Here is a 19,264-nt window from a genome sequence, read left to right as displayed (position 1 = left end):
GTGCCCCTCTCGGCTCATTCGCCGCGGTACAGCTCGCGCTTGTCGATGTAACGCACCACACCGTCCGGCACCAGGTACCAGACAGGATCGCCCTTGGCGACCCGCGCGCGGCAGTCCGTGGACGAGATGGCCAGGGCCGGCACCTCCACCAGGGAGACACCGCCCTTGGGGAGGCCGGGGTCGGCCAGGGTGTGGCCGGGCCGGGTCACACCGATGAAGTGCGCGAGGGAGAACAGCTCTTCCGTGTCCCGCCAGGTGAGGATCTGGCCGAGGGCGTCGGCGCCCGTGATGAAGAACAGGTCCGTCTGGGGGTTGAGGGCCCGCAGGTCCCGCAGGGTGTCCGTGGTGTACGTCGCCCCGCCGCGGTCGATGTCGATGCGGCTCACCGAGAACTGCGGGTTCTCCGCGGTCGCGATGACCGTCATCAGGTAACGGTCCTCGGCCGGGGACACCAGCTTGTCGCTCTTCTGCCACGGCTGCCCGGTCGGCACGAACACCACCTCGTCCAGGTGGAACTGCGCGGCGACCTCACTGGCCGCCACGAGGTGTCCGTGGTGGATCGGGTCGAACGTGCCGCCCATGACGCCGAGGCGACGCTTGCCGTTGCTCACCGGACCGGTCCCCGGAAAGTTCTCCGGACCGGTAGGCATGTCCTGCTCTCCCATGCGTGCAGACCCTACCGGCCCGGCCGAGGGGCCCCGCTCCGGTCCCGCCGGTTCCCGGCGGTCCCGGCGGTCTCTAGCGGTCCCGGTTGAAGCGCGTGGTGATCCACAGGAGCAGCAGGAGGGCGGCGAACGCGCCGCCACCGGTCAGGAGGGGGCTGAGGCTTTCGTGGTTGCCACCGTGCTCGCCGCCCTCGGAGGCGAGAGTGACCAGCTGGGCGGCGGTGCTGTGGAGGCTCATCTCAGGCAGGACCTATCCGGGGGTGGGATGGACATAAGGACTTCCGGGCCATCGTATGCGGGGGCCCGGCTCCGGCTCACGCCGACTCAGCTCTCGCGGCCGTCGCCGCCGTCTCGCGGGCCCCGCCCGTCGCCCCGATGGCCCTGCTCGCCCTCGTCCCCGCCCCGGCGGTACCCGCGCAGCAGGAACCACCCCACGAGGACGCACCCGACGACCATGACGATCAGCACGATCCGCAGCAGATTGCCGGCTCCCTGCTGCTCCGCGGCCTTGGCCGCCTCCGTGAACCAGGCTGCCCCGGCGTTGTGCTCCATGACGGAAGACTCCTTCTGTGCGCTGCCCTGTCACGGTATCTCCGCCTAGGCTGGGCCCCACCTCGGGGGCATGAGGAGGACCAGACATGGGGGAATCGGCATGACCGACGGCAACCACCGCGACACCGACGCGCACGGCGAGGGCCACGAACGCGTGCCGAGCCGGCAGCGCAGGCGTTTCCCCGGCATCTCCTCGCGGGCCTACGAGCATCCGGCGGACCGCTCGGCCCTGGTGGCCCTGCGCAGGCTCAGCGGTTTCGACACGGTCTTCAAGACGCTCAGCGCTCTGCTGCCCGAGCGGAGCCTGCGGCTGCTGTTCCTCTCGGACTCCGTGCGGGTCTCGGACGCGCAGTTCGCGCACCTCAACACCATGCTGCGGGACGCCTGTTACATCCTGGACCTGGAGAAGGTCCCGCCGATGTACGTCAACCAGGACCCCAACCCCAACGCGATGTGCATCGGCCTGGACGAGCCGATCATCGTCGTGACCACCGGCCTCGTGGAGCTGCTGGACGAGGAGGAGATGCGGGCGGTCGTCGGCCACGAGGTGGGGCACGCCCTCTCCGGCCATTCGGTGTACCGCACGGTCCTGCTGTTCCTGACCAACCTCGCGCTGAAGGTCGCGTGGATCCCGCTGGGCAATGTCGCGGTCATGGCGATCGTGACGGCGCTGCGGGAGTGGTTCCGCAAGTCGGAGCTGTCCGCCGACCGCGCCGGGCTGCTGGTCGGCCAGGACATCAAGGCCTCCATGCGCGGTCTGATGAAGCTCGCGGGCGGCAACCACCTGCACGAGATGAACGTGGACGCGTTCCTGGAGCAGGCCGAGGAGTACGAGGCCGGGGGCGACCTGCGCGATTCGGTCCTGAAGATCCTGAACGTCCTGCCGCGCACGCACCCGTTCGCCACGGTGCGCGCCGCCGAGCTGAAGAAGTGGGCCGAGTCCCGCGACTTCCAGCGGATCATGGACGGGCACTACCCGCGCCGCGACGAGGACAAGGACACCTCGGTCTCCGACTCCTTCCGGCAGTCGGCATCCGCGTACGCGGACGACGTGCGCACCAGCAAGGACCCGCTGATGAAGCTGGTCAGCGACCTCGCGGGCGGCGCGGGCGACCTGGGCGGCAAGCTGCGCGGGAAGTTCACGGGGCAGGGCGGCCAGGACACCGACCGCCCCTCGCCGGACAAGTAAGGCGCCGGCCCACGGGCCCGTCAGAGCGAGGGCTGGGCGGCGGCCGCCAGTGAGCCGCACAGCGCCGTCGCCCGCCCAGTGGCGTACGGGTCGGTGCCGGCCGGGCCGCCCGCCTTCGCCCGCTCCCCGGCGAGCAGCGGCCGCAGATGGTTCGCCGAGTCGGCCGCGCAGGTGAGCGGCCCGGCCTGGGTGGTGGAGGCGACCAGCTCGGCCCGGTGCGCCCGCAGGTCGTCGCGGTCGAAGCGGAAGCGCAGCTCACGGCGGACGGTGAACAGGGACGCCTTGGCCCCACCCGTGCCGAGGGGCCGCAGCGCGTAGACGAAGGTGTGGTCCGCGCTCACCTCCAGGGTGTCGCGGTCCGTCTCGGCGAGCCGCAGCGTGCCCCGGACCCTGACCTGCTGGTCGGCGAGCGCGGTCCTCGTCGGGTCGAACCGCACCAGCCAGCCGGTCGGGGCGTGCCGCCCGTCGGCGGCCGGCCGGGTGAAGCTCTGGTCGAATTGCCCGAACTGCTGTGGGTCGAGGAGCATCCGCACGGAGCGCGGTGAGCCGCCGGTGAGCGTGGCGGGGTCGAGCGAGGATGCGACCAGGTAGTCCTTGGTGATGGTCAGGGCGGCCGTCACCTGGCTGTCCGAGAAGTGCGCGGTGCGGTGCGCGTCGGGCAGCTCGATGCCGCCCGCGCCCGCCCGCAGGCGCCCGGCGGGGCTGTGCGCGTACAGCTCGGCGACCTTCGTGGAGCCGGGCACGCGGCCCTGCGGGGCGAGCGGGATCACGGTCATCCGCAGCGACTCGGAGCGCTTGGGCGCGGGGCTCTGGTAGGGGTGACGGATGCCCATGAAGATTGCGGTGCCGAAGGCCAGGGCGATCAGGACGACGAGGAGGGCGGCCTGCCGGGACAGGCCGCGGTGGAGCACCGGGGTGCGGCGCACGGCGCGCGTGTGGTCGCCCATGCGCTCCTGCGCGGAGAACTCCCGCAGGCGCGCAGCCCGTACGAACGACTCGTCGAAGACGACCGAGCCGTACTCGTCCTCACCGCCGCCGGGAGCGCCCTCGGGGGCTCCGGCTGGTGGGTCTCCTGGCCCGCCCATACCTTCAGAGTAGGTCGGCGGACGGCCGGGTAAACGCCCCACCGCACGTCGGGTTCCGCCCCGGCCTCACGGGGTGCGGGGCTCCGCCGGAACGGCCGGACGGCCGAATTCCGCCGGGGTCGAGGAGGTCGGGGCCAGCTGCTTGTCGGCGGTGTCGGTGCTGTCGGTGGTCCGCCCCCTTTCGGTGGAGGCGGGGGCGGGCACGTGCTCCTGGCGGTCCGAGGAGGCTCCCCGGTAGACCGCGGCGAAGGCCAGGGCGACCATGCCGACGCCCAGCAGGAGGGCGAGCACCCAGGCGACGGGGCGGTGCCAGCGGGCCGGGTGGCGGCCGGGGCGGCCGTAACCGTCGGGGTCGTGGGCTTCGTCGAAGTCGTCGAGGCCGTACTCGGTGCCGTCGTGGGGGCCGAGGACGTCGTCGTAGAAGTCGTCGTCCGCCGTGTCGTGGCCCGGGCCGCGGGGGCGGCCCCGGCGCGCTTCGGCCTCGGAGGCCTCGGCGCGCGCCTGGGCGGCGGACAACAGCCGCTCCACCGCCGACGGTTCATGGATCGCGGCGGCCCGGACGAAGTCCTCGTCGAAGACCACGGAGGCGAACTCTTCGTCCGCGCCCCCGCGGTCGCGGTCGTCGTCGGGCTCCCGGCCGTCAGGGAACGACGGCGTGCCCCCCACGTCCTCCGGCACCCTTCCAGCCTAGACCTGGAAGGGGCAATTTGGGCAGGGCACAAGGGAATTCGGCGTGCGCGGATCTCACCGCACGTGGCCGTCGCCCGTCACGATGTACTTGGTGGAGGTCAGCTCGGGCAGTCCCATGGGGCCGCGCGCGTGCAGCTTCTGCGTGGAGATGCCGATCTCGGCGCCGAAGCCGAACTGCCCGCCGTCGGTGAAGCGCGTCGAGGCGTTGACGGCGACCGTCGTGGAGTCCACGAGCTGCGTGAAGCGGCGCGCCGCCTGCTGGGAGGTGGTGACGATGGCCTCGGTGTGTCCCGAGGTCCACAGCCGGATGTGCTCGACGGCCTGCTCCAGGGTGTCCACGACGGCGGCCGCGATGTCGTACGAGAGGTACTCGGTCTCCCAGTCCTCGGTGGTCGCGGGCACGACGGTGGCCTTCGTCGCGTCGCCGTACGCGAGGACGCGCTCGTCGGCGTGGACGGTGACGCCGGCCTCCGCGAGGGCGTCCAGGGCGCGCGGCAGGAACGCGTCGGCGATGTCCTTGTGCACCAGCAGCGTCTCGGCGGCGTTGCAGACGCTGGGGCGCTGCGCCTTGGAGTTGATCAGGATGTCGACGGCCATGTCGATGTCGGCCGCCGCGTCCACGTAGACGTGGCAGTTGCCGGTGCCGGTCTCGATGACCGGGACGGTGGACTCCTCGACGACGGTCTTGATGAGCGAGGCGCCGCCGCGCGGGATGAGCACGTCCACGAGGCCGCGGGCGCGCATCAACTCCCGTACGGAGTCGCGGCTTTCGCCGGGCACCAGCTGGACGGCGTCGGCGGGCAGGCCGGCGCCGTGCACCGCGTCGCGCAGGACGCGCACCAGCGCGGTGTTCGACTCGTACGCCGATGACGAGCCCCGCAGGAGCACGGCGTTGCCGGACTTCAGGCACAGGACGGCGGCGTCCACGGTGACGTTCGGGCGGGCCTCGTAGATGATCCCGACGACACCGAGGGGGACGCGGACCTGGCGCAGGTCGATGCCGTTGGGGAGCGTGGAGCCGCGGACGACCTCGCCGACCGGGTCGGGCAGGGCGGCCACGTCCCGCACGTCGGCGGCGATGGCGCGGACCCGCTCGGGGGTGAGGGTGAGCCGGTCGACGATCGCCTCGTCGGTCCCGGCCTCGCGGGCGCGCGCGACGTCCTTGGCGTTGGCCTCGACGATCTCGGCGGTCCGCACCTCCACGGCGTCGGCGATGGCGAGCAGCGCGTCGTCCTTGGTGGCGCGCGGGAGCGGCGCCAGCGTGGCGGCGGCGCCGCGGGCGCGGTAGGCGGCCCGCGCGACCGGGGAGAGGTTGTCGTAGGGCGAGACGGGAGAGAGCGACGTCATGCCCGCAGGGTAAACCCCGCGCGGGGAGCGTCCACCCGGTGTTCCAGTGACCGAGACCGGCGGTCCGGGGGCCGGTGGCGGCTCAGAAGGGGTGCACGCCCACCGGAGTGGCCGGAATCGGCCCGTACCCCTCGGCGATCCGTTGGTGATAGGTGTCCCGGTCGATCACCTCGAGCCCCACGATCTCCCAGGCCGGCAACCGCGCGCTCTGCCGGTGCTCGCCCCACAGCCGCAGCGCGACCGCGGCGGCGTCGTGCAGATCGCGGGCCTCTTCCCAGTAGCGGATCTCGGCGTGGTCCGGCGCGTAGCGGCTCGTGAGGAGGAAAGGGTGGTCGTGGGCGAGCTGCTCCAGGCCCCGGCGCAGCTCGTCGAGCGGCGTCTCGGCGCCGGAGACGCTCAGGGTGACGTGCCACAGCCGGGGCAGTTGCGCCGGCTCGGCCTCGCCGCTCTCGCGCGTCTGCCCCTCGGGTCCGGCGGCCGCCTCGCCGTCGTACGCCTCGCCCGCGGCGACGCTCGTCAGCGCCCGCCCGGCCGACCCGCGGGACGCCGCCCCAGGGCGCACTCGTCTCACGACGGCCTCCTTTACGCAGTGTCGGTGCGGCCACGCAACGGTCGTACGGAACCGTCTTCAACAGAGTTGAGCAGGCCAAGGCGCCCCGCGGGGCGGTTTTGGGGAGTTTCACCTCGCGCGGGCCGCCCGGCGGGGGCCGCGCCCGATCGTTTTCAGCCGGGGCGGGTGCGCTCCGTGGGGCGCGTGGTCGGACGCGACCTGGGTCTTTCCCGGCGCTATCCGTGGAGCAGGACGAGGTCGTCCCGGTGCACGACCTCGCGCTCGTACGCAGGTCCGAGGTCCCGGGCGAGGTCGTGCGTGGAGCGGCCGAGGAGCCGCGGGAGCTCCTTGGCGTCGAAGTTCACCAGGCCGCGCGCGACGGCCCGCCCCCGGGCGTCCCGCAGCTCGACCGGGTCACCGGCCGAGAAGTCGCCCTCGACCGCCGCGATGCCCGCGGGGAGCAGCGATTTGCGCCCCTCGACGACCGCGCGCACCGCCCCGTCGTCGAGCGTGAGCGCGCCGCGCGGCTCGGAGGCGTGCTGGAGCCACAGGAGCCGGTCGGCGGAGCGGCGGCCCGTGCGGTGGAAGTAGGTGCCCGTGGCCCGGCCGGCGAGCGCGTCGCCGGCCTGGCTGGCGGAGGTCAGCACGACCGGGATGCCGGCGGCGGCGGCGATCCGCGCGGCCTCGACCTTGGTGACCATGCCGCCGGTGCCCACGCCCGCCTTGCCCGCGCTGCCGATCTGGACGTGCGCTATGTCGGCGGGGCCCGTGACCTCGGCGATCCGGGAGGTGCCGGGCCTCGCGGGGTCGCCGTCGTACAGGCCGTCGACGTCGGAGAGCAGGACGAGCAGGTCGGCGTGGACGAGGTGGGCGACGAGGGCCGCGAGCCGGTCGTTGTCGCCGAAGCGGATCTCGTCGGTCGCCACGGTGTCGTTCTCGTTGACCACGGGCAGCGCGCCCATGGCGAGCAGTTGGTCCAGGGTGCGGGACGCGTTGCGGTGGTGGGCGCGGCGGGCCATGTCGTCGGAGGTGAGGAGCACCTGGCCGACGCGTACGCCGTAGCGGGCGAAGGAGGCGGTGTAGCGGGCCACGAGGAGGCCCTGTCCGACGCTGGCGGCCGCCTGCTGGCGGGCCAGGTCCTTGGGGCGCCGCCCGAGGCCCAGCGGGGCGAGTCCCGCGGCGATGGCGCCGGAGGAGACCAGGACGATCTCGCGCTCACCGCCCGCGCGGCTCTTGGCCAGTACGTCGACGAGGGCGTCGACGCGGTCGGCGTCCAGCCCTCCCGAGGCGGTGGTCAGGGACGACGACCCGACCTTGACGACGACCCGCTGGGCCTCTGCCACCGACTGCCTTGCCGCTGTCACGCGCTTCCCCACATTGTCCCGATGTCCCGGATCTGCAATCTACGTGAGGACGCGGAGGGCGCGCGCACCCGTTTCGCGGAGCGGACCCGGGTGTCCGGCGAGAGCGCCGGGGTGTCCGCCGAGCGGGCCGGGGCCGCGCGCCCGTGGGGCCGCGAGGGGAAAAACGCCCCCGGGGTTCCGTCTCCTTTGCCCCCATATCCGGTGATTGATATCACGCAAGATTGCTAGGGAGCCACCGCGCGTCATACGGTCAGTGGTCGACTTCGACTTCCCCCTCCATTCCCTCACCATCCCCGCCAGGAGCCCACGCCCGTGCCCTCTGCCGGACTCGTCCCTCGACGCATCGTGCAGCTCTCCGCGCTGTTCACGATGCTCGCGCTCTTCACGGCCCAGCTCGTGACCGCACTGCTCCCCTGTGTCCCGGTGTTCATCGCCGCGGCCGCCGCGAACCTCGCGCTCGACATCTATCTGCAGTACAAGCAGCCGGGCCTCCTGTCGCTCCTCGGCAAGATCCGTTTCGACGTCACGGTCCGCCAGCTCCTGCGCGACATGCTGGTGCTGGTGGGTCTGCTGCGCATAGACGGCATCGAGCCGCTGGCCGAGCAGTCGCCGCTGACGATCGCGCTGCTCGCCTTCTACGCCCTGCACTTCGGCTGCCAGGCCGTCGCCGTGATGGTGCGCCGCGCCCGCGCGCTGCCCATCGTCACGCGCAACATCGACGCCTCGGCGCTGCACCTGACGGCCGCCCCGCCGCGGATCCTCTCCCGTCGCCAGGCGCACCGCCTGCTGACGTTCTCGGTGCCCGCGACCGTGGGCCTGCTGCTCACCGCGGCCACCACCGACGCGCTCTGGGGCGGCATCGGTCTCGGCGTCTCGATCGCGCTGATCGGCGGCGGGGCGCTGTACCTCGCCACATGGCTGCTGCCCAAGAAGCGGGCGAAGAACGACGAGCGGGTCATGGAGTGGCTCGACCAGTGGCTGGCCGAGTACAAGCCGACCGTCGCCATGTACTTCTCGGGCGGCACCACGTCCGCGTACCAGGCGAACATGTGGCTCTCCACGCTCTCCAAGCTCGACGGCAAGCCGCTGATCGTGCTGCGCGAGCGGTTCATGGTGCAGAAGATCGACGCGACGGACGTCCCGATCATCTGCTTCCCGAAGGTCGCGACGATGTTCTCCCTGGAGACCTCGACGCTGAAGATGATGCTGCACCCGGCGAACGCCGCGAAGACCTCGCAGGTCCTGCGCATCCCGACGATCAAGCACGCCTTCATCAACCACGGCGAGAGCGACAAGCTGTCGTCCTGCAACCCGTACGCGAAGGCCTACGACGAGGTCTGGGTGGCCGGTCCCGCGGCCCGCGACCGCTACCAGCTCGCGGACATCGGCGTCGACGACAAGGACGTCGTGGAGGTGGGCCGCCCGCAGCTCTCCCCGATCCTGCCGTTCACCGGCGCGCCCACGGGCCCGTACACGACCGTGCTGTACGCCCCCACCTGGGAGGGCTGGGACGGCAACCCCGGCAACACCTCGGTCGTCCTGGCCGGTGAGAACATCGTCCGCGAACTCCTCGCCGACCCGGGCGTGCGCCTGCTCTACAAGCCGCACCCGATGACCGGCTCCCAGGACCCGCGCGCTGGCGCGGCCAACGAGCGCATCAAGGCGATGATCCTCGCGGCCAACACCAAGCGCTCGGGTGCCCGCCCCGGCCCCGAGGTCGCCACCGAGCTGGAGCGCCGCACGGCCGCCCTGGACGAGCTGACCGCCCGGAAGTTCCGCAAGAGCGCCGACGAGCAGGAGCGGATGATGCTCCAGGGCACTCCGGACGGCGACGCGCAGGCCGCGGTGGCCGAGGCGACGGCCGCGTGGGAGGCCGCCTTCTGGGCGTCCTTCCCCGAGTGGGAGCACCAGATCATCACGGGTGCACGCCCGGCGATCTTCTCCTGCTTCAACCAGGCGGACCTGCTGATCAGCGATGTCTCCTCGGTCGTCTCCGACTGGCTGAGCAGCGAGAAGCCGTACGCCGTCGCCAACACGGCCGGCATGTCGGAGGCCGAGTTCCGCGCGAGCTTCCCCACGGTGTCCGCGGCGACGATCCTCGCCCCCGAGGCGGACGGCGTGGCGGCCCTCCTGAAGTCCGTGCGCGCCCCGGAGCTGGACACCCACGCCGAGGCCCGCGCCGAGCTGAAGGAGCACCTCCTGGGCCCCTCGGACCCGCCGTCGCTGACCCGCTTCAACGCCGCGGCCCTGGCCCTGTGCGCCAAGTCCGACGCCCGCCGCGCCCGCATGGCCTCCCGCATCGACGCGGACATCCCCGGCCAGCGCGTCGCGGAGGAGGCCGCGGAGGAGACGGCGCAGGACCCGACGGAGTCCAACGGCGCGGAGGACGCGCTCACCGCGTGAGCGTCCCGCCTGGCGTAAGGGTCTGACGCACACGAGAAGGGCCCCGGAGCTTTCGCTCCGGGGCCCTTCTCGTGTGCCAGGGGAAGCCCTGTCGCCTAGAACGGCTCGAAGTCGTCGTAGGCGCGCTGCGCGTCGTCCCGCTCCGCCTCGCGGTCCTTGCGGCGCTGCGCGGCCGGGCGGGGCGCCTCGAGGCGGTGGTCCTCGCCACGGCGGCCCAGCATCTCGGCGCCGGCCATCATCGTCGGCTCCCAGTCGAAGACGACCGCGTTCTCCTCCGGGCCGATGGCGACGCCGTCGCCGGCGCGGGCGCCCGCCTTCATCAGCTGGTCCTCGACGCCGAGGCGGCTGAGACGGTCGGCGAGGTAGCCGACGGCCTCGTCGTTGTTGAAGTCGGTCTGGCGGATCCAGCGCTCCGGCTTCTCGCCGCGCACGCGGTAGATGCCGTCGTCCTCGCGGGTGACGGTGAAACCGCTGTCGTCCACGGCCTTGGGCCGGATGACGATGCGGGTCGCCTCCTCCTTCGGCTTCGCGGCGCGCGCGGCGGCGACCAGCTCGGCCAGGCCGAAGGACAGCTCCTTGAGGCCCTTGTGGGCGACGGCCGACACCGCGAAGACGCGGTAGCCGCGCGCCTCCAGGTCGGGGCGCACCATCTCGGCGAGGTCCTGGCCGTCGGGGACGTCGATCTTGTTGAGGACGACGATCCGCGGCCGGTTCTCCAGGCCCGCGCCGTACAGCCGCAGCTCCTCCTCGATGACGTCGAGGTCGGAGACGGGGTCGCGGTCGGACTCCAGGGTCGCCGTGTCGAGTACGTGCACGAGCACGCTGCACCGCTCGACGTGCCGCAGGAATTCGAGGCCGAGGCCCCGGCCCTGGCTGGCGCCCGGGATGAGACCGGGCACGTCGGCGACGGTGTAGACGGTCGAGCCCGCCGTGACGACACCCAGGTTCGGGACGAGCGTCGTGAAGGGGTAGTCGGCGATCTTCGGCTTGGCGGCGCTCAGCACGGAGATCAGCGAGGACTTGCCGGCGCTCGGGTAGCCCACCAGGGCGACGTCGGCGACGGTCTTGAGCTCCAGGACGAGGTCGCGCTCCTCGCCGGGCACACCGAGCAGCGCGAAGCCGGGGGCCTTGCGCCGGGCGGAGGCGAGGGCCGCGTTGCCGAGGCCGCCGCGGCCGCCCTGGCCGGCGACGAAGGTGGTGCCCTGGCCGACCATGTCCGCGAGGACGTTGCCCTCGCGGTCCATGACCACGGTGCCGTCGGGGACGGGCAGGACGAGGTCCTGGCCGTCCTTGCCGGAGCGGTTGTCACCGGCGCCGGGCTGGCCGTTGGTGGCCTTGCGGTGCGGGCTGTGGTGGTAGTCGAGCAGCGTGGTGACGTCCTGGTCGACGACCAGGATCACGTCACCGCCACGGCCGCCGTTGCCGCCGTCCGGGCCGCCGAGCGGCTTGAACTTCTCACGGTGGACGGAGGCACAGCCGTGGCCTCCGCTACCCGCGGCGACGTGCAGCTCGACGCGGTCCACGAAGGTGGTCATGGTGGGGTGCCTCCAGAAGGAACGTGCGGGGGGTGTCTCTTACGTAACACGCGAAAGGCGGACCCGCTTCCCCGCCGGGGAAGTGAGGTCCGCCTCGCGATGTGGAACCGATCAGGCGACCGGAACGATGTTCACGACCTTGCGGCCGCGGTGGGTACCGAACTCCACCGCACCGGCGTCGAGCGCGAACAGCGTGTCGTCCTTGCCACGGCCGACGCCGGAGCCCGGGTGGAAGTGGGTGCCGCGCTGGCGGACCAGGATCTCACCGGCGTTGACGACCTGACCGCCGAAGCGCTTCACGCCGAGCCGCTGAGCATTGGAGTCGCGACCGTTCCGAGTGGACGATGCGCCCTTCTTGTGTGCCATCTTGTCTCAGTCCCTTACTTCGCAGCCGTGGGGATACCGGTGATCTTGATCGCCGTGTACTGCTGACGGTGACCCTGACGACGGCGGTAACCGGTCTTGTTCTTGTAGCGAAGGATGTCGATCTTCGCGCCCTTGTGGTGGTCCACGACCTCGGCCTGGACCTTGATGCCGGCAAGGACCCACGGGTCGCTGGTCACGGCGTCGCCGTCGACAACGAGCAGGGTCGAGAGCTCGACCGTGTCGCCAACCTTGGCAGTGGAAATCTTGTCAACCTCAACGATGTCGTCGACAGCAACCTTGTGCTGGCGACCACCGCTGCGCACGATGGCGTACACGCGGATCTCTCTCTCGCTCGGAACGGAACCCCCGCAGTCCAGCCACCGGATGAGCAGGCGGCCTCTCCCAGTCCCGGGACAGTGCCCGCGGCTCGGGAGGAAAAGGGTTTACAGGGGGTGGGCGTGCATAGGAACACGCCGACGGTCAAGGTTACGGGGCCCCACCTGTGGGGTCAAACCGGGCCCGCTCCCCCGCTCACGTGGTCGGCTTCTCACCGTCCGGCGGCAGCGGCTTGACGCCCTTGCACAGGTCCGTGCCGTCGGCCGCGCCCGGCCAGGCGACGGTCCGCGTGCGGTTGAACTGCGCGCGGTAGGTGTCGTGCACCGAGTCGTCGTCGATCTTGACGATCGCCTCGTCGTTCTCGCGCAGCGCGGGCGCCGTGTAGTTCTGCGAGCCGGTGAAGGAGACCTTGTTCCGCTGCCCGTCGTACATGCCGTCGATGAGCAGGTACTTCGAGTGGATGATGTAGGGCGTCACCAGCTTGGTGCCGGGGTTCAGCGGATCCCGGTCGTCGTTGTAGCAGCGCACGGAGGGGCCGCCGGACGCGTGCAGCTGCTCCCAGGTGCCGGGGGTGCCGCCCTGGCTCTTGGCGCTGTCGGTCTCCGCGTACAGGAGGCTGACGTCGCAGCCGGCCTTCTTCAGGGAGACCAGCTTGTCGGCGATCTGCTCGCGCGTGATCTTGAATATGGCGGCGCGTACCTTGGTGTGCTGCGTGACGCCCGCCGCGTCCTTGTAGGTGCACCGGATGTTGTTCATGACCGAGTACATGGTGTCGGTCTCGTTGACCGTGCCGTTGCGCGGGAAGAAGTAGGCCTTGTAGCGGCCGCTGCTGACCGTGCGGTAGTCCCAGCCCTGCCAGTCCCTGCCGAGCATGTCCGAGAAGTACTCGGCGTACGCGTCGTACATGGCGGGATTGTCCGGCAGCAGCAGCGCGTCGTTGAAGAACTTCGTGTGCGCGGACGGCGTGGAGTTCGACGTGGTCTGCACGACGACGTCCCTGGCGCCCTCGACCTGCGAGAACAGCCAGAACTTGTTGTGCATGATCGACTTGCCGTACCGCGGGTCGCCCAGGCACGACTTCCCGGTCGGGCACAGCCGCACGAACGACGACTTGGCCGTGCTCGTGCCGAGCGAGGCGACGAGCCTGGCGTACGCGCCGTTCGCCGGCCGGTCGGTCTTGCTGGTCTCGTCCAGCAGGATCTGGACGTGCACGCCACGCCGCTTGGCGGCCACGAGCGCGTCGACCACGGGGGCCTCCCACACGTGGTAGACCGCGACCTTGATCGTGGAACCCGGCACCGCCGCGTTCGTCAGCTCGATCAGCCGGGTGCGGATCGCGTGCTGCTGGTCGACGTCGCCCTTCGGGTCGTTGAAGATCGGGCCCTCGGTCCAGGTCGGCGTGCCGTCCGCCGAGGCGGTCCCCGCCGTGCCCGCGGCCTGGATCCCCGCCGCCGACAGGACCGTGGCCAGCGCCACGGCCTGGCGTCCGCCCTTGACCGGTTTCACCGCACGGTGCCGTCCCGTGCCTCGCAGGCGCACGTGCGCCATCTGTCATCCCTCCCTGGCCCGAGCGCGCTGTCTCCCCATAGACGCGCCCACGCCCCTGTTCATCCGTCAGACCGCATGAGTTTTACAGGTGTTGCTTCCGCGCTCAAAGGCGAGGGTGGCCCCTTCACGCTTTCGAGCTGTGGTGCCACCGTTTTCCGGACACGGCGGTGCCCCCCTGCTCAGCCCTCGCGGGAGAACAGGGGGGCACCGGAGCGCGAAGCGGTCAGCCCTCGTCGGAGGCGGTCGCGGAGACGCCCGAGGGCGCCTGCTCCGCCGCGGTGGCCTTCTTCGCGGTCGCCTTCGACGCCTTCTTGGCCGTCGTCTTCTTCGCGGCCGTCTTCTTGGCCGCCGTCTTCTTGGCGGCGGCCTTCTTCGCGGGCGCCTTCTTGGCGGCCTTGCGGGCCGTCTTCTTCGCCGGAGCCGTCTCCTCGGCCGGGGCCTCGGTGGCGGCCGGTGCGGCCTTGTCCGCCGACGGGACGACCACGACGGCCGCCTCCTCGGACGCGGTCGGCGCGGAGGCCTTGCGCACGGCGCGGCGGCGCGGACGGGCCGGGGCGGCGTCGGCGGCGGGCGCCTCGGCCACGGGCCCGGCGGCGGGCTCCGCCACCGGCTCGGCCTTGGGCGCCGGGGTCACGACGACCTCGGCGGCCTCGGGCTCGCTCTGCGCGGCCTTCGGCGAACCGGCGGGCGACGTCGCCTTGCGGACGGCACGGCGGCGCGTACGTCCCTTCGGCGCGGCGTCCTCGGCGGGCTCCGCGGCGGCGGGAGCCTCGTGCGCCGCCTCGACGGCCTCGGGGGTGCCCACCATCGGGTCCTCGGCGGCCGGCGCCACGGTGCGCGCGGTGTCGGACGCGACGACCGGGACCTCGGCCTCGGCGGCCTCCGTCTCGGCCCTGGCGGCCCTCTCCGCGGCCTTCTCGGCGGCCTTGGCCCGCTTGCCCGAGCGCTTGCGCGGCTCGGCCTTGGGGGCCTCGGCCTGCGGGGCCTCCTCGGGCGGAGCCTCCACCGGGGCGGTCTCGGCGCGCGGGGCGCCCGCGGGGGCCGAGGCCCGCCGCGTGGCCCTGCGCCGGGAGCGGCCACCGCGCGAGGCGGCGGCCTCGGCCTCGGCCGGGCTGCTGTACAGCTCCTCGTCCGGGACGAACTCCGGCTCGGGCAGCGCCACCGGAGCGGCGGCCTCCGCCGCGACCTCGGCCTCCGTCTCGTGGATGTCGGCGATGTCCACGACGTCATCGGCGTCGAGCTCGTGGCCCTCGTCCGTGTCGTGGGTGTGCTCGTGACCGTGGTCCTGCTGGTCCGCGCCGCCCCGGCCGCGCTTCTTGCGCTTGCCGCCGCCACCGACGGAGGTCGGCTGCTCCATGTGCACGATGACACCGCGGCCGTTGCAGTGCACGCAGGTCTCGGAGAAGGACTCCAGGAGCCCCTGGCCGACACGCTTGCGGGTCATCTGGACCAGGCCGAGCGAGGTGACCTCGGCGACCTGGTGCTTCGTACGGTCGCGCCCGAGGCATTCGAGCAGGCGGCGCAGGACCAGGTCGCGGTTGGACTCCAGGACCATGTCGATGAAGTCGATGACGACGATGCCGCCGAGGTCGCGCAGCCGCAGCTGGCGCACGATCTCCTCGGCCGCCTCCAGGTTGTTCCTCGTCACGGTCTCTTCGAGGTTGCCGCCCTGGCCGGTGAACTTGCCGGTGTTGACGTCGACGACGATCATCGCCTCGGTCTTGTCGATCACCAGCGAGCCGCCGCTGGGCAGCCAGACCTTGCGGTCCAGGGCCTTGGCGAGCTGCTCGTCGATCCGGTACGTCGCGAAGACGTCGACCTCGGACGTCCACTTCGAGAGGCGGTCGGCCAGGTCGGGCGCGACGTTCGCGACGTAGCCGTGGATGGTCTGCCACGCCTCGTCACCGGAGACGATGACCTTGGAGAAGTCCTCGTTGAAGATGTCGCGCACGACCCGGACGGTCATGTCCGGCTCGCCGTACAGCAGGCCCGGGGCGCTCGTGGAGGCCGCCTTCGCCTTCTTCTGGATCTCTTCCCACTGCCCCTGCAGACGCTCGACGTCGCGGCGCAGCTCGTCCTCGCTCGCGCCCTCGGCGGCGGTGCGCACGATGACGCCCGCGTCCTCGGGGACGATCTTCTTGAGGATGGTCTTCAGGCGCGCGCGCTCGGTGTCGGGCAGCTTGCGGCTGATGCCGGTCATCGACCCCTCGGGGACGTAGACCAGGTAGCGGCCGGGCAGCGAGACCTGGCTGGTCAGGCGGGCGCCCTTGTGGCCGATGGGGTCCTTGGTGACCTGCACGAGGACCGACTGGCCGGACTTGAGGGCCGATTCGATGCGGCGGGGGCCGTTGGCCATGCCGAGCGCCTCGAAGTTGACCTCACCGGCGTAGAGCACGGCGTTGCGGCCCTTGCCGATGTCGATGAAGGCGGCCTCCATCGACGGCAGGACGTTCTGCACCTTGCCGAGGTAGACGTTCCCGACGTACGAGGTCGCCTGTTCCTTGTTGACGTAGTGCTCGACGAGGACGTTGTCCTCAAGGACGCCGATCTGGGTGCGCTCGCCGTTCTGGCGGACGACCATGACGCGCTCGACGGCCTCGCGGCGCGCCAGGAACTCCGCCTCGGTGATGATCGGGACGCGGCGGCGGCCCTGCTCGCGGCCCTCGCGGCGGCGCTGCTTCTTGGCCTCCAGGCGGGTCGAGCCCTTGATGGACTGGACCTCGTCGGCGCCCGTGCCCAGCTCGCGCTCGGGGTCCTTCGCACGCCGCTCCCGCGGCTCGCGGACCTTGACGACCGTGCGCTCCGGGTCGCTGTCGCCCGGCTCGCCCTCGGCGGAGTCACCGGCGCGACGGCGGCGGCGACGGCGGCGACGGCTGCTGCTGGAGCCGGAACCGGCGCCGTCCGAAGCCGCGTCGTCCGCCTCGTCGGCGTCCTCGGCGTCCTGCTCGGCGGTGTCCTCGGCGTCCTGGTCCGCCTGCTCGGCGGCGGTGTCGTCGGACTCGGCGGCGGCGTCGTGCTGCTCGTCCTGGTCGGCCAGGTCACCGCGGCGCCGGCGGCGGCCACCGCGACGGCGGCGGCGGCCCTGGCGTTCGCCGGACTCCTCCGCGTCGTCGTCGAGGTCGGCGGCGTCGGCCTGCTCGGCGATGTCCTCGGCCTCGTCGGCCGGCTGCTCCTCGGCGGCCGCGACGGGCTCGCGCTCCTCGGCGGCGGGCTGCTCGTCGGCGGCGCGACGGCGGCGGCGACGGCGCGGGCCCGTCTCCTCCTCCGCGACAGGCGCGGGGGCGGCGGCCCGGGTGGGGGCCGCGGGCTTCTCGGCGGCTTCCTCCGCGGCCTCGGCGGCGGCCGCGGCGGCGGCGCTCTCCGGGGTCTGGAACATCGGCGCGGAGAACACCGGTGCCTGGAAGACGGCGACGGCGGGGCGGGCGGGCTTGCGGCCGCCCTCGGCCGCGTCGTCGGCGAGCTGCGCCTTGCGGGCCTTGTGGCCGGCGGGCGCGGAGAATCCGGTGGCCGCGGTCTTGCGGGTGGCGCGGCGGCGACGGCCGCGGGGGGCGTCGTCCGCCTCGTCGGCTTCCTCGGCCGGGGCGGCCTGGGCGGCGGGCGCCTCGGGGGCCTTCTCGGCGGCCTGCGGCTCGGCGGCGGGCGCGGCGGTGCCACGGGTGGCGCGGCGGCGCGCACGGCGCGGCGCGGCGTCCTCGGCGGCCGGCTCGGCCTCGGCCTCGGCGGCGGGCGCTTCCTCGGCGACGGCGGGCGTCTCTTCGGCGGCGGCGGTCTGCGGAGCACCGGCGGGCGCGGAGGCGCGACGGCTCGCACGACGACGGGCACGCGGCGCCGGGGCCGCCTCTTCCTCGACCTCGGCGGGCGCGGCGACGTCCTCGGCGACCGACACGGCCTCCGCGACCTCAGCAGCCTGCGGAACACCGGCCGGCTCACCCTGCGGAGCACCAGCCGGTGCGGAAGCGCGACGGCTCGCACGACGACGGGCACGCGGCGCGGGGGCCTGCTCTTCCTCGACCTCGGCGGCGGGCGCGGTGACGTCCTCGGCGACCGAGACGGCCTCCGCGACCTCGGCGGCCTGCGGGACACCAGCGGGCTCACCCTGCGGAGCACCAGCGGGCGCCGACGCGCGACGGCTCGCACGACGACGGGCACGCGGCGCCGGGGCCGCCTCTTCCTCGACCTCGGCGGCAGGCGCGGCAACGTCCTCGGCGACCGACACGGCCTCCGCGACCTCAGCAGCCTGCGGAACACCGGCCGGCTCACCCTGCGGAGCACCAGCCGGCGCCGAAGCACGACGCGTCGCACGGCGGCGCGCACGCGGCGCGGGGGTGGTCTCCTCGGCAGCGGCGGTCGGCTGCGTGGTCTCGTCGCTCTCGTCGGCCTCTTCGGCGGCGGGGGCGGCCGCTATGGCCGGTGCCGCCGACTGGGCGGCGCCCGTCGGCGGGCCCGCGGGGCGCGAGGCCGCGCGGCGCCGACGGCGCGGCGGCAGGGTGTCGCTGGGACTGTCGTTCTGCGGACCCTCAGTGGGTTCGTTCGGCTCAAGCATGCGGGCGGTTCTCCCGTCACGCTCCCGGGCGCCGCGCCTTGTCCGGTGATGTCCGCGGCTCGCGCTAGATGCGCGGGGCCGCCATCCGGGGGCGTGGGCGCCGCACGGGAGCTCTCTATGTCTTGTCTCGCCGGTTCCGTACGCCCAATTGCGGACGGCCTGGCGAAAGTCTCGGTCAGTGCGCTGCCCGACCCAGGTGGCTCCCGAGTACGAGGGCGGCGCTTCGACGTACGTCCTTACCGGGGGCCTTCCGGCGCCGGCGCCTTCGCGGCGGCAGATACGGCGGCCGTGGGTGGGGCGGCCGTGACTGCCTCGCGGTCGGGCGCGAGCGGGTCGGTCACCGTGCCGGTCTCTTCATCGAAAAGCCCCTGCGCCAGCCTGGTCACCGCTGCGGGGACCGGCGGCGCCAGGTCGGCCACGGCTCGGAGACCGGACAGGACGTCGTCAGGTCGCACGGCAGGTGTCACGTGCCGAACAACCAGCCGCAGTATCGCACAGGGCTTGTCGCTCGGCCTATCGGTGTCGCGGGCGATCCCCTCGCCGTCGGTGATCGCCTCAAGGCTCACGACGGCCTCGCGGGCGTCGAAGGTGCGCATGCCGTTCTTCGTGCGGCGCTGCACCTCGACCGACTCCGCGGCGCGGAACAGCTCGGCCGCGCGCTGTGCCCGCTCGGGTTCCACGCCTTCCAGGCGCAGCTCCCAGACGGAGGCGGTGAGCCGGTCGGCGAGGCCCGAGGTGCGGGACTCGACGGCGTCGATGATGTCCAGACCGTCCGGCAGCGACTCGTCGAGCAGCTCGCGCAGCTGGTCCGGGTCGCGCGGTGCGGTGAGCGCGATCTCCAGGTACTCGGCCTCACTGCCCGTGCCGGTGGGCGCGGCATTGGCGTACGACACCTTGGGGTGCGGGGTGAACCCAGCCGAGTACGCCATGGGCACCTCGGCGCGGCGCAGCGCACGCTCGAAGGCGCGCTGGAAGTCACGGTGACTGGTGAACCGGAGGCGGCCGCGCTTGGTGTAACGCAGTCGGATGCGCTGCACCGCGGGTGCGGGCGGCGGGCCTTCGGGCTGTCGCTTGCCCAGTGGAACTTCTCC

At 72.7% G+C, this 19,264-nt stretch carries 16 protein-coding genes; 2 read left to right on the top strand and 14 right to left on the bottom strand.

All coding sequences use genetic code 11. The features are described from left to right. Nucleotides 1-14: 14 nt before the first annotated feature. From nadD to ACZ5GP_RS19885, 3 genes are all read right to left on the bottom strand, one after another. Nucleotides 15-665 (bottom strand): nicotinate-nucleotide adenylyltransferase, encoded by a 651-nt coding sequence (gene nadD, locus ACZ5GP_RS19895; protein WP_468752083.1) that lies wholly within the window; start codon nt 663-665, stop codon nt 15-17. Nucleotides 666-738: 73 nt separating this feature from the next. After that, nucleotides 739-903 (bottom strand): hypothetical protein, encoded by a 165-nt coding sequence (locus ACZ5GP_RS19890; protein WP_358586761.1) that lies wholly within the window; start codon nt 901-903, stop codon nt 739-741. Between the two features lie 86 nt (nt 904-989). Continuing rightward, nucleotides 990-1,217, bottom strand: a complete 228-nt coding sequence (locus ACZ5GP_RS19885) for a hypothetical protein (RefSeq protein WP_468752168.1) — start codon at nt 1,215-1,217, stop codon at nt 990-992. 100 nt (nt 1,218-1,317) lie between these two features. Here ACZ5GP_RS19885 and ACZ5GP_RS19880 point away from each other — a divergent pair, with 100 nt between their 5' ends. Next, on the top strand, nt 1,318-2,406 hold the full coding sequence (locus tag ACZ5GP_RS19880; RefSeq protein WP_468752082.1) for a M48 family metallopeptidase: 1,089 nt from the start codon (nt 1,318-1,320) through the stop codon (nt 2,404-2,406). A gap of 20 nt (nt 2,407-2,426) precedes the next feature. Here ACZ5GP_RS19880 and ACZ5GP_RS19875 read toward each other — a convergent pair whose 3' ends face one another. The 5 genes from ACZ5GP_RS19875 to proB form a co-directional block, all read right to left on the bottom strand. After that, on the bottom strand, nt 2,427-3,491 hold the full coding sequence (locus tag ACZ5GP_RS19875) for an SCO2583 family membrane protein (protein ID WP_468752081.1): 1,065 nt from the start codon (nt 3,489-3,491) through the stop codon (nt 2,427-2,429). Nucleotides 3,492-3,557: 66 nt separating this feature from the next. Next, on the bottom strand, nt 3,558-4,169 hold the full coding sequence (locus tag ACZ5GP_RS19870) for an SCO2584 family spore wall biosynthesis protein (protein ID WP_468752080.1): 612 nt from the start codon (nt 4,167-4,169) through the stop codon (nt 3,558-3,560). 66 nt (nt 4,170-4,235) lie between these two features. Then, nucleotides 4,236-5,528, bottom strand: a complete 1,293-nt coding sequence (locus ACZ5GP_RS19865; protein WP_358910427.1) for a glutamate-5-semialdehyde dehydrogenase — start codon at nt 5,526-5,528, stop codon at nt 4,236-4,238. Nucleotides 5,529-5,610: 82 nt separating this feature from the next. After that, nucleotides 5,611-6,099 (bottom strand): hypothetical protein, encoded by a 489-nt coding sequence (locus tag ACZ5GP_RS19860; protein ID WP_468752079.1) that lies wholly within the window; start codon nt 6,097-6,099, stop codon nt 5,611-5,613. A 215-nt stretch (nt 6,100-6,314) separates the two neighbouring features. Next, nucleotides 6,315-7,442: a glutamate 5-kinase gene (gene proB, locus ACZ5GP_RS19855; protein ID WP_468752078.1), complete on the bottom strand. Its 1,128-nt coding sequence runs from the start codon at nt 7,440-7,442 to the stop codon at nt 6,315-6,317. Nucleotides 7,443-7,754: 312 nt separating this feature from the next. On the opposite strand from proB, the gene ACZ5GP_RS19850 reads away from it, so the two are divergent. Further along, on the top strand, nt 7,755-9,845 hold the full coding sequence (locus ACZ5GP_RS19850; RefSeq protein WP_468752077.1) for a hypothetical protein: 2,091 nt from the start codon (nt 7,755-7,757) through the stop codon (nt 9,843-9,845). A 95-nt stretch (nt 9,846-9,940) separates the two neighbouring features. Here the strand turns inward: ACZ5GP_RS19850 and obgE are convergent, their stop codons facing one another. The 6 genes from obgE to ACZ5GP_RS19820 all read right to left on the bottom strand — a co-directional run bounded on the left by obgE (nt 9,941) and on the right by ACZ5GP_RS19820 (nt 19,210). Next, nucleotides 9,941-11,380, bottom strand: a complete 1,440-nt coding sequence (obgE, locus tag ACZ5GP_RS19845; protein WP_468752076.1) for a GTPase ObgE — start codon at nt 11,378-11,380, stop codon at nt 9,941-9,943. A 111-nt stretch (nt 11,381-11,491) separates the two neighbouring features. Continuing rightward, nucleotides 11,492-11,746 carry a 50S ribosomal protein L27 gene (rpmA, locus tag ACZ5GP_RS19840; protein ID WP_010986870.1) on the bottom strand — a complete coding sequence of 85 codons (255 nt, stop codon included), beginning with the start codon at nt 11,744-11,746 and terminating at the stop codon, nt 11,492-11,494. A 14-nt stretch (nt 11,747-11,760) separates the two neighbouring features. After that, complete coding sequence (gene rplU / locus ACZ5GP_RS19835) at nt 11,761-12,081, bottom strand: 50S ribosomal protein L21 (protein ID WP_055566950.1); 321 nt, start codon at nt 12,079-12,081, stop codon at nt 11,761-11,763. Between the two features lie 196 nt (nt 12,082-12,277). After that, on the bottom strand, nt 12,278-13,630 hold the full coding sequence (locus ACZ5GP_RS19830) for a phospholipase D-like domain-containing protein (protein ID WP_468752075.1): 1,353 nt from the start codon (nt 13,628-13,630) through the stop codon (nt 12,278-12,280). 223 nt (nt 13,631-13,853) lie between these two features. Then, on the bottom strand, nt 13,854-18,173 hold the full coding sequence (locus tag ACZ5GP_RS19825) for an Rne/Rng family ribonuclease (protein ID WP_468752074.1): 4,320 nt from the start codon (nt 18,171-18,173) through the stop codon (nt 13,854-13,856). A gap of 236 nt (nt 18,174-18,409) precedes the next feature. Further along, nucleotides 18,410-19,210, bottom strand: coding sequence for a TIGR03936 family radical SAM-associated protein (locus ACZ5GP_RS19820; RefSeq protein ID WP_468752073.1), 801 nt, complete (start codon nt 19,208-19,210; stop codon nt 18,410-18,412). Nucleotides 19,211-19,264: the final 54 nt, after the last annotated feature.

It is taken from the genome of Streptomyces sp. NPDC031466 (assembly GCF_055581265.1).
The sequence above is the reverse complement of the archived record's forward strand: the minus strand, read 5'-3'. Positions and strand labels throughout refer to the sequence as shown.